The 8782-nt window shown below is 38.4% G+C and carries 9 protein-coding genes and 1 pseudogene; 5 read left to right on the top strand and 5 right to left on the bottom strand.

Annotated elements, in window-relative coordinates; translation table 11 throughout:
- Positions 1–249: 249 nt before the first annotated feature.
- Positions 250–940 (top strand): annotated as a pseudogene (locus VE944_RS33980) (M48 family metallopeptidase).
- A 460-nt stretch (positions 941–1400) separates the two neighbouring features.
- Positions 1401–1529: a hypothetical protein gene (locus tag VE944_RS33975; protein ID WP_324988198.1), complete on the top strand. Its 129-nt coding sequence runs from the start codon at positions 1401–1403 to the stop codon at positions 1527–1529.
- A gap of 35 nt (positions 1530–1564) precedes the next feature.
- Here VE944_RS33975 and VE944_RS33970 read toward each other — a convergent pair whose 3' ends face one another.
- A complete protein-coding gene (locus VE944_RS33970) occupies positions 1565–1717 on the bottom strand; it encodes a hypothetical protein (RefSeq protein ID WP_324988195.1) in 153 nt (50 codons plus the stop codon).
- 122 nt (positions 1718–1839) lie between these two features.
- On the opposite strand from VE944_RS33970, the gene VE944_RS33965 reads away from it, so the two are divergent.
- Together VE944_RS33965 and VE944_RS33960 are read left to right on the top strand one after the other, a co-directional pair.
- Positions 1840–3957 carry a DEAD/DEAH box helicase gene (locus tag VE944_RS33965; protein ID WP_324988192.1) on the top strand — a complete coding sequence of 706 codons (2118 nt, stop codon included), beginning with the start codon at positions 1840–1842 and terminating at the stop codon, positions 3955–3957.
- Between the two features lies 1 nt (position 3958).
- Entirely contained in the window at positions 3959–4618 is a 660-nt protein-coding gene (locus VE944_RS33960) for a DUF2290 domain-containing protein (protein WP_324988189.1), read from the top strand.
- 203 nt (positions 4619–4821) lie between these two features.
- On the opposite strand, the gene VE944_RS33955 is transcribed toward VE944_RS33960, so the two are convergent.
- Genes VE944_RS33955 through VE944_RS33945 form a run of 3 tightly spaced genes read right to left on the bottom strand, consistent with a single transcriptional unit; the run spans position 4822 to position 7880 of the window.
- A complete protein-coding gene (locus VE944_RS33955; protein WP_324988186.1) occupies positions 4822–5325 on the bottom strand; it encodes a TniQ family protein in 504 nt (167 codons plus the stop codon).
- Entirely contained in the window at positions 5325–6161 is an 837-nt protein-coding gene (locus VE944_RS33950; protein ID WP_324988184.1) for a TniB family NTP-binding protein, read from the bottom strand. Before VE944_RS33950 ends, VE944_RS33955 begins: the two co-directional genes overlap by 1 nt.
- 3 nt (positions 6162–6164) lie before the next feature.
- Positions 6165–7880: a Mu transposase C-terminal domain-containing protein gene (locus VE944_RS33945; protein WP_324988181.1), complete on the bottom strand. Its 1716-nt coding sequence runs from the start codon at positions 7878–7880 to the stop codon at positions 6165–6167.
- A gap of 361 nt (positions 7881–8241) precedes the next feature.
- Between VE944_RS33945 and VE944_RS33940 the strand changes: the two genes are divergently transcribed.
- Complete coding sequence (locus VE944_RS33940) at positions 8242–8406, top strand: hypothetical protein (RefSeq protein ID WP_324988178.1); 165 nt, start codon at positions 8242–8244, stop codon at positions 8404–8406.
- 15 nt (positions 8407–8421) lie between these two features.
- Here VE944_RS33940 and VE944_RS33935 read toward each other — a convergent pair.
- Positions 8422–8782 (bottom strand): winged helix-turn-helix domain-containing protein (locus tag VE944_RS33935; RefSeq protein ID WP_324988174.1); only part of this gene is annotated, 361 nt, incomplete at its 5' end.

Raw genomic sequence — 8782 nt, 5'->3', positions numbered from 1 at the left:
GCCTTCTTTGTTTTGCCACGCACTCAATATCTTTTGTCGTAAGTCAATTGAATATGCTGCCATCTTTAAATATTATTCTTTACATTTTTACACTTTACTATCTTTGTGGCGGGTTTGATATCAAATTGCTGTAAGTAGGTGGATAGCCGGCTATTTGGACGAGCGTGATTTAGTGAGTTACAACCAACTCGAAGAAATCGCCGATAAATTAGTCCAACTAGCTAGGAGAAATCGTGATAATTTAATGGCATGACAAGCATAACCTTTGGCGACCTGAGTTTTGAAATTCGCCACAGTTCCAAACGCCGCACCGTAGGTATTACCGTCGAACGTGACGGTAAATTAGTCTTAGCTTCTCCCCCAGAAGTACCAATAGAAACATTAGAAAGAATTGTCAGCGAGAAACGTTACTGGATTTACAGTAAACTTTTAAAAAAAGAGTCATTAAATCCACCAGCTAGTGTTAAAGAATACGTATCAGGTGAAGGTTTTTATTATCTAGGACGTAGCTATCGCCTCAAAGTAGTAGATGGAGTTCAACAACAGCCATCTCTGAGACTATATTAAAGCCGCTTTGAGCTACAACGCCCAGCACAAGCTCAAGGTCGAGAACACTTTATTAAGTGGTATCGGGAACACCTTCAGTCAATTGCAGAACAACAAATTGCCATACTGATTAAACGAGTTACTACTTCGCCTCGTTCAGTACAAGTACGTGAGTTAGGGAATCGTTGGGGTTCTTGCGGGGGATTTATATTTTCACTGGCGAGTAGCAATGCTACCACGAACAATGATTGAGTATTTGGCAGTTCATGAATTAGTGCATCTAATTGAACCTGATCACAGCACTGCATTTTGGCATAGGGTGGAGCGTATTCTACCAGATTATCTTGAGCGAAAGCAGTGGTTAGCTCAGAATGGCGCAATCTATAACCTTTAGAAAAATAATTAAGAGCGATCGCATTTGGAAAAAGTTGAAAAAATGTGTCAAAATTCTACAGATTTTTGATAATTTCCCATCTCTGTAAATCTCATAAAACACCTCTGGCAATGTCCATCTATGCACAAAGCTGGAATTTTAAACCTTGCACCGCAGTTAGGACATTCCGAAAGTAAATGTAATTTATGGCGATTGCACCCTTGCGTTACCTTAAACTGCCATTCAATTTTGTGGCAATTGGGCAGAGGGAGTTTCTGAGTCAGGTTATTGGATCGCCACAACCCATCCATTTTTAATCATTGCTATCCGCTTGTTGGTGATCCAACAAAGGTTAAATAAATTGCGTAGCTTTGAATTCGAACTGGATGTGACTGCTGTTGAACAACAGATTCAGCAAATCCGCACCGCTTTGGGATGAATCAGAACTATAAAAAAATCCCTGACGGAAGTTGGTAAGGGTGTGACTGTGATTAAAGCTGAGGCAGATGCTCTGAGTACAGATATTCAATCAGCGCTAAAGTCGATTGAACAAACACTGAGTTTTGTTACCAGCGAAAGTATCGGCAAGCAGTATCACAAAAATATATAATTTTTCGTTACTAATAAAAATATGTATGGTATTACTCAATGGCTAACCAATTTTCCTCCATCGCTTAAAAACTCTGGAATTGCTACAACATCTACCCTGATGACTGCGTTAGCTAGAGAGAGGCGATCGCTTAATGCTGTAGAGTTTGGCGTGGAAAGTGCGATCGCACATTTGATAATGAGACTCAACTCATGATTCAGCTTTACTCAAATGCGATTTGCAGGAACATCGAAAGATATGAAATAGCACGGGACGATTACTTCAAATTGAAAGATAATAGAGGTAGATACTTTAGGTAAAGCAACATCTAATGGTTAATGTTATTCGAGGTGATGTAGATAATAAGCCAGTTTCATCTAGAAGGCTAGCTGATTACTTTGAGAGGAGACACGATATAGATGGCAGCTTATATCTGGGATACCCAATAATAGGAACGCCTCAAGGTGGTTATCAAATTGATGCTCTTTTATTATCCAGAGAGCATGGCGTTGTTATTTTCAATATTATTGAGGGAACTAATACTGACATAGATATAGAAAAGACACAAGATGAAAGTGCAACCAAAGTTGAATCAAAACTACTTCAGCATACAACTCTGGTTAAAAAAAGGAAACTAATGGTGCCAATCAGTGTTGTAACATTTGCACCTGTATTGAGTAATATACCAAATAATGTTTCAGAAGGCTATCCCATCATAACTAATGAGCCTGCCCTAGAAGAGTACTTAAAATCTTGTGAATGGGAACAAAACCAGTATTTTGAAAGCCTTAGCTCAGTCATACAAGCTATAACTACTATAAGAAAAAGAAGGCAGCGTAGCTATATTCAACGAGAAGATTCCAGAGGTGCAAAACTTCAGAAACTGGAAGATTCTATCGCCAATCTAGATAATAATCAGAGTGCTGCTGTGCTTGAAACTGTAGAAGGTGTACAGCGAATTAGAGGACTTGCTGGCTCAGGTAAAACTATAGTTCTAGCTCTTAAAGTTGCATATTTACAGGCAAAACATCCTGATTGGAATATTGCTGTTACTTTTAATACTCGCTCTCTTAAAAATCAGTTTAAACACTTTATTAACACTTTTAGTATTGAACATACGAGTGAAGAGCCGGACTGGGAAAAAATAAAAATTATTCACGCTTGGGGAAGTCCCTCAACGGAAGGAATTTATTATGAAATATGTAAAAAACATAATATTGAATTCAGAGATTTAAATGCAGCAAAAAATCTTACTAATGTATCTGGTCAAGAATTTGACAAAGTTTGTGAAGAAGCACTCGATAAAATCCACAGCTTTGAGCAGTATTATGATGCCATACTAGTTGATGAAGCACAAGATTTTTCTAAACATTTCCTGCAACTTTGTTACAAAATTCTGAAGCAGCCGAAAAGACTAGTCTATGCATATGATGAGTTACAAAGTCTAAGTAATAAGACAATGGGATCACCAGAAGAAATCTTTGGAAAAGATACTTACGGTAATCCATATGTTCAACTTCAAAACAGATCAGGAAAACCAAAACAAGACATTATATTAGAGAAATGCTATAGAAATTCTCGCCCACTCCTAACTTCTGCACATGCTTTGGGTTTTGGAATATATAGAAATGAAGGATTAATCCAGATGTTTGATGATGCAGGGTTATGGAGAGATATTGGTTATGAATTAGAAGAAGGAAATCTAGAAGATGGAAAGGCTGTAAAGCTTACTAGAACTAGCAATACTAGTCCAATGTTTCTCGAATCTCACTCACCTATTGATGACTTAATTATATTTAAGTCCTTTAATAATAACCACGAACAAAATGAATGGTTAGTCAAGGAAATAGAGAAGAATATTAGGGAAGATGAATTAAAGTATGATGACATAATGATTATTCATTCTAACCCGTTTACAACTAAAGATGCCGTTGGAAGCTCTAGGGCTTTACTATTTGAAAAAAAGATTAATTCTAATCTAGCCGGAGTCACAAATTCCCGCGATGATTTTTTTAGTGAAGAAGCAGTTACTTTCACAGGTATCTATAGAGCAAAGGGAAATGAAGCTGCGATGATATATGTTATAAATGCTCATGAATGCTTCTCTGGTACAGAGCTTTCCAGAAAAAGAAATATCTTGTTTACTGCCATGACAAGAAGCAAAGCTTGGTTAAGAGTATTGGGGTATGGCGAAGACATGAGGGGTTTGGTGAAAGAATTTGAAGAAGTGAGAAGAAGAAACTTTGTTCTTCAATTTACTTATCCTACAGCAGAAGAACGAATAAGAATGAATGTTATCAATAGAGATATAAGCCCTAAAGAGCGTGAGCGTAGAATTCAGAACCAAAGAAATTTAAAAGATATTGTTGAGGATTTAGAGAAGGGTATTATGCAGAAAGAAGATTTGTCACCAGAATTAATAGAAAAATTAAAAAATCAACTATTTTAAAATGACTAGTCATCAAGAAATTTATAGACAAATTGAATACATTACTCAAAAACTAATAGAAGTTAGTTTATGCGAACAACAAAATTTTCCCTCATCTACATCTCTTGGTAGAGATAGTTATGAAATTGCATATTCTGGTATGCAGAATCTCTCAATAGCACTGAAAAATATTGATTATAAGAACATATATAATGAACTAGACAGAGGTAAAAACTACAATTTCAAAATGATTGATGGTGCGTTAATACAACTTTTGTATACTTATAAACAATCCGAATTGATTTCACATAGGCTTGCCTTTTTACCATCACCATTTTTAGAAGTTTTCCAGAATGAGCCTACTATTTATGAAGCAGACGAAATATATGCAGATATAATAGCAAAAAATATATTACCAGTACCAATTAGATTCGATTATGATCCAGACAATCATAAAGAATTAGATCACCCCAAATGCCATCTAACTTTGGGACAGTTTGAAAATTGTAGAATACCTGTTTATTCCCCAATCTCACCGAGTACCTTCATATCCTTTATTATTCGTAGTTTTTACAATACTGCTTTTAGGAAATTCACAGATGACCTTACGTTTTCAAGTAACCTTTTCGATAAAACGATAACTGTTGCAGAGAAGAAAGTATTGCACATAGCTATTTATTAATTTTTTTTAGAGAATACTTGATGGTTGACCGACTCATACAATCTGTTGGAAAAGCGAAGAATCAAGTAGTACTAATAATTTATGATCTTTCCATCCACTAATAACCCCGAATATTACACCTTCCCACGACTTTTGAATATTCTGATAGCAAGCGTAAATTGTGGTGAGAAGTCCAACGGTGCTTCATAATATTTAATTATCATTCAACAATGCTTCTGACACTGTGCCATATCAGTAAATGTCGTAAAACACCTTTGACACCAACTATCGACCCACAACACTGGAATTTTAAATCTTGCCCCACAGTTAGGACATTCTGAAAGCAAACTTAATTTGTGGCGATCGCATCCCAGTGTCACCTTCAACTGCCATTCAATTTTGTGACAAGGCGACTCAACATAACAAGCAGCACATAATCGAATCGGCTCCATTTTCATTCCCATGCCAGCAGGTGGTAACATCTGCACTAACCTATCGACATCAACCCCCACTACAACAGCCAATGCTTCCAACTGCTGCCGAGAAGGAGGGGGATTAAACCGAAACTTTTCCCAACGTGCGATCGCACCCCCAAGTCCTGCTGCTTTACCTAACCCAGTAGGGGTTAAATCATTTGCCCGTCGAAAGCGTCCCAAAAAATGACTTAGGCTTTCTCCTTGATATGGTTGAACTCTAAACAGCCAAGGCTTAATATTTTCTACTTCCATCACTTGTACTCAACAGCTACTTCCTTCAAAGTTTCCAAATCAATTTTTTGCAGTCCCTTTTTTAAAGCCCGAATTGCAGTCTCTCGGAGAATCATATCCATCAAACCGATATAACCTCCAGTTGCTTCCCCTAACGTCTTCAACATTGTCTTACTCGAAAGGTTAGAAGCAACTGGTAATCTCAGTATTTGCTTCTCCCAAATATCCACCGTTCGCTTAAAATCTTCCCCTGACATCTTTCCAAAACGGTGACAAGACCGAAAACGGTTGTAAACCTGCTCATCGCGCTTAATTACTGCATCTAAGCGATCAGTTCCGACCAAAATCACTGCTATTTCCAACCTGTCAAAAATATCACGCACTTCCGCAAAAGTTTTTGGCTTAAAGCGGTCAGCTTCATCAATAATTAACATCTCTACCCCGCAACCTTTAAGAACCCGCAGTGTTCTATCTCGAATTTCTGCCACTGTTCCTTTAGTTACTTGATATTTCAAATGCTCCATAATTACCCCAAAGAACTCCTTAGCACCGCACTCCTGGGGAATTTGGATATAAGCCACAGGTACAGTTGGGGGTTTTCCTGCAACTTGAGAGGGTTTATTCCTAAGCCTATAGGCATCACAACCCATTGTTTTACCCGTTCTCGACTCACCTACGACACGCCCAGATTGTCTTGATTGGCGCTTTCCTTCCAGCCAATCATGGAGCATTTGCACTTGTTCAAGTGGGACATAACCTTTACGATTTAATCGTTGAATCTCCGCCTGTAATTTTTCACTATTAACGGGAATATTGCCCAATTGTTGGGCGACTGCTTGGGCTTCTTTTGAAGTCATTTTCTAAAATCCGTAATCTTCACGCATTTGTTCGTAATCAAAAACTTCCGGCATCTCTGGCTCAGGTTCGCTATCAATAGATACTGCCTCTACTGATGACTCTGGCTCAACAGGTATAAGTTGTTTAGATTTTTTGACCTCAGCCTGTTCTACTTTCTGACGCTCTTTTTTAGTTTTCTTTTGAGTTGGGAATGTTTCGCGTTCCCTAACTTCAGCCAAAATTGAGCGATTGCTCACAGCTTTACCCGCTTCTCTGACCTTGCGGCTACTAGCTTTTGCTTCATCTAGAGATAGTTCTTCTGCCTCCAAATCTTGAGCATAAGCACGAGCAATAAATACCTCTTTATCCCCTTCTATGCAATAAACCAAAATCGTTGTGATGTCTCTAGGGTCATATCGCAACACAACACTTTCCCCTGCATAACCCGCTAAGAGTTCACCTCGATACATTAAGTTTTCAAATTGCAGATATCCTCCGCGTTGAATTTGTCGCCGTGTTTGCTTCATTAAGCAAATATCCAAATCCCTCTCGGAAAGTAAATCAGGGGAAGCAATTAAACCAGATTCCCAGCGTTGAAATCTTGTCTGGTCGCCCATTCGAGCATCAAGTCGCTGGTTATAGTTATCAACGATGTAACGCACCAACATTTGCTCTAACTGCCGCAACGTTAAGCAAGCTTCTTTCTCCGCTTCCTCTGGTCGCTCTTGAACGTTTGAACCTGTATATCCTTGTAAAGTTGAGAATAATTCTGTATTTAGAGTTTTAAACGGACGCTCAACACTACCACCTTCAGATGGGCGATCGCGCAAATGACAAACAAACCCTAACTGCACTCCTATTTGCTGCAAATGGTTGGAACGAAAATCTTTACCCCCATCCGTATAAAAGTGTTGCGGCAAACCAGAAGTACCCCATTCTTCATTAAGCCCATATTCTGAACCATATTGCTTGGGCAAAATTGCATGACGTAAGGCCAAAGCTACAACTTGAGAACTTGGTGCATCGTAGCCCAAGTTAATCCCCATAATGCAGCGCGAATAGCTATCAATAACCGTTGTTAACCAAGGACGACTAAGAATTTTGCCATGCTGATCTACTAATAAAACATCAACAAGGGTGTGGTCGCATTGCCAAACTTGGTTACTATGTTCTATTTGCAAGTCTTTTCCATCACGGGTTTTAACTGATAGCCGCGAACCACGCCAACCCGGACTGCGAATACTTTTAGCTTGCTCAATTTTATCTATTAACGGTTGCAAAATTCGGTAAACCGTCATGTGGGAAGGAGCCTTAACTCCCAGTTCATCAGCTCTGGCCCTAGCTTTAATAAATACCTGCTGGCGAGTCATCCTTTTACTTCCCTTATTACCCTCCTTATATGTATTCAAAATAAACTCTTGCCAGTTTTCATGAACTCGATGCTTCCCTTTATCCACCCGTTGATTTTGTGCCAGTCCAGCCAAACCTTCCTGTTCCCATTTGTCTACGAGCCGTCGCACTGTACGTACTGACTTACCAAGCTTTTCTGCTGCTTCCTTGAGCTTTTGACTATATGTAGTGCGATCGCTATTTTCTAAAAGACTTTGAATCACCTCCATTTTCAGCAAAGCTTCATCTGAAAGTTTAGAAACTATAACGTTTGCTTCAGCAAGATCGTTGTTAACATCTGCGGAGCTTGCCCAAGTCGTAGAGGTTGTAGAGAATTCTGCATCTTGCATACAGCGTTTTATCAAAACATAGTTGTATTATACTATTCAGTTGACAAATAATTTGTTAATTTATAAAAACTCATGATTTTTCCAGGTTTTTGGGAAGTGACAATTAAATTGTGAAATATCTGGTATTTGACATCTAATTAGTGAATATCGGCTTAGATGGGTATAACTGTCTTAAATAGGAAAAACCCTGATATAATCCTTGCTATATTAGGGTTTTGGATATTTAGAATATTGTGACAATATTTTGTTAAATTGACAAATAATTAGTTAATGTACAGATTGGATCAAAACTCAATACAATAATGTTGTAGCGAAGGCGACATGTATAAACTCGTTTTCCTTGCGTTATATTGAGCAACTCATGGAAGATATGGGTGCAAATAATCAGCTTGGTGTCTGGAAGGAAATTTCACAGATTATGATGCCTGTGGATTCATCCCTCTACAATAAACTTCGACAGGAATTAAAGTCGCAAAGACTGAAAAATATCAATGATTCTCCTAACCAATTAACCGAATCTTTGTGAGTTAAAAACAGGTGGCTAAACTGACTCCATTGAGGAAGCACCAAAACGATAGCCTTTGCCATAGACTGTATAAATCAGTGTAGTTTCTTTACCTACCTCAATCTTACGGCGCAGCAAACGAATTAATGCCGCAATCACATTACTACTCGGTTGTTCTTCCTCTTGCCACAAATTTTCCATAATCTGGGCATGAGTCATTAGTTGGCCAGTGTGTTCCATAAAGTATTGCAGCAATTGGCTTTCTTTTTGCGATAGCTCAATTATTCTTCCTTGGCGATAGGCTACTTGATTTTCACAATCGAGTTCTAAATCAGCGACGGTTAAACGTCCAGTGGTGGTTTCATAGGTTTGGGAACCGGAACGACGCAATAAAGCC

It is taken from the genome of Nostoc sp., assembly GCF_035638895.1.
GTDB lineage: Bacteria > Cyanobacteriota > Cyanobacteriia > Cyanobacteriales > Nostocaceae > Nostoc.
The sequence above is the reverse complement of the archived record's forward strand: the minus strand, read 5'-3'. Positions and strand labels throughout refer to the sequence as shown.